Raw genomic sequence first — 1,928 nt, 5'->3', positions numbered from 1 at the left:
GCCTATCGGCGGGCCGGTCTCGGGCCTGCCGCCAGGCCGGGCCGGGTCGGCCCCGAGCCCGCCGCCGCGTCGGTCCGCGCGGGCGGGATCGGTCTCAGGACGCGCCGAAGACGCTGCTCACCGGGCCGCGGGCCGCGGCGGTGTCCTCGGCCGGCTCGGCGGCGACCGGCAGCGGGCTGCGGTCGCGCAGGATGTGCCACACCAGGATCAGGGTGAGCGCGATGCCGGCGAGGAGGTAGCTGTTGCCGATCAGGAACTCGACGGGTGTCCAGTGTTCCTCGCGTGAACCGTCGCGCGGCACGAGCCAGATCAGGCCCCATGGCTGGAGGGTTTTGGACCCGTCCCAGTGGCCGAACTCGTTGAGTCTGAGCGGCCACGCGGCGAAGTACACGAAGAACGCGCCGGTGAGCCACCACCACAGCCGCCGGCCGCGGGTGAGCGCGGCGTGGGCCAGGAGCACGAACGCGGGTACGACCCACACCCAGTGGTGCGACCACGAGATGGGCGACACGAACAGCGACAGGCCCCCGGTGATCAGCACGCCGACGAGTTCGTCGCCGCGCAGCGAGGCCCGCGCGGCGGCGAGCAGGCCGAGGGCGCCGACGATCGCACAGACCAGCAGCCACAGCGCGGTGGTGGCCCCACTGTCGCCGAGCATGCGGGTGAACATGCCCTGGACAGACTGGTTGTTGAGGGTTCCGACGCTCAGCTTGTCGTTGACCTTGCCGCTGATCGCGACGAGGTTGCGCCAGTAGTAGGCGGAGGCGGAGGGCGCGCCGACGAGGCCGACCACGATCGTGGCGCCGAACGCGCCCGCGGCGATGCCGGCGGCGCGGAACCTGCGGGTGATCAGCAAGTACACGATGAAGATCGCGGGGGTGAGTTTGAGGCCGGCGGCGATACCCACGCCGATGCCCTTGAACCGGCGGCTGTCGGGTTGCCCGAGGTCGACCACGACCAGTGCCAGGAGCAACAGGTTGATCTGGCCCCACACCAGCGTCCACTCGACCGGCTCCAACCACAGGACTGCCGCGAACGTGGCCGCGGCGATCCCCAGCCGACTCGCCCCGCGCCGGTGGCCCAGCATTCCCCACGAGGCCCAGACCACGGCGAACAGCGACAGCATGCTGAGGCCGGCCATGAACCATTTGAGCCCGGCGAAGCCCAAGGGCAGCAGGAGATAGAAGAGCAGCGCGGAGAACGGCGGGTAGATGAACGGCAGGCCCTTGTGGTCGGTTTCGCCCCAATCTCCGAAGGCCCCGGTGTACATGTTGTTGGTGCCCTTGGGGAACTCGCTCGCCGCGTCGTGATAGACGCTCAGGTCGAGCATGTGCCACATGTCGCGGCGGCCGAGGTAGGTCCACAGCATCCACACGCCGACCGACAGGACGAGCAGGACGCCGCCGAGAACAGCCACGCGCTTCGGCCGACGGGAGTCCCGACCCGCCTGACTCCCGAAGGGGACACGGGGCGCGAGCGTGAGCAACTCACGGCAGGAGGTCACGAGCACGCGGGCGAAAGACATGTCGGTCGGGGACTCCACAACTGCACGGTTCAATGGGCGCCTGGCCGGGTGGCGCCGGGTCAGGATATCCACACGGCCCGCGCGATCATGTCGCCACACCCGCGCGGGAGTGGGGGCGGGGCTGTCCGAGGTCGGCCGTCCGACCGGTTCTTGAGCGTCGAGAGTACCGGCTCGCTCCGACGCGCTTGCCCGCTTTACCCGGGTCGCCACGACGCCCACCGCGATCGTGACAACGCGAGCGGGCGCGCGGGGTGTAACGGGTCGGTGGTGACGAGTTTCCATCCGGTCGGGCGCTGTTCCGGGTCCGTCGCGGCAGAGCGCGCCGGATCGGACCGCCGGGCACGGAGGGGCAGTTCGACCCGGCGGCCGGCCGTGCCGCGGGGGCGAGCGCGGCCGGGCCCGT

Annotated in this window: 1 protein-coding gene; it reads right to left on the bottom strand. The window is 71.0% G+C overall.

The window, feature by feature from the left end; translation table 11 throughout:
- Positions 1-94: 94 nt before the first annotated feature.
- A complete protein-coding gene (locus GT354_RS08500; protein ID WP_237534515.1) occupies positions 95-1,525 on the bottom strand; it encodes a glycosyltransferase 87 family protein in 1,431 nt (476 codons plus the stop codon).
- Positions 1,526-1,928 lie beyond the last annotated feature (403 nt).

This window comes from Streptomyces sp. SID3343 (assembly GCF_009865215.1).
Lineage (GTDB): Bacteria > Actinomycetota > Actinomycetes > Streptomycetales > Streptomycetaceae > Embleya.
Note: the sequence above shows the minus strand (reverse complement) of the source record. Positions and strands in the feature narration are given on the sequence as shown.

What these genes read in the sequence shown, in the direction of transcription:
- GT354_RS08500 (WP_237534515.1), bottom strand. Translation starts at nt 1,525, where the DNA reads ATGTCTTTCGCCCGCGTGCTCGTGACCTCCTGCCGTGAGTTGCTCACG.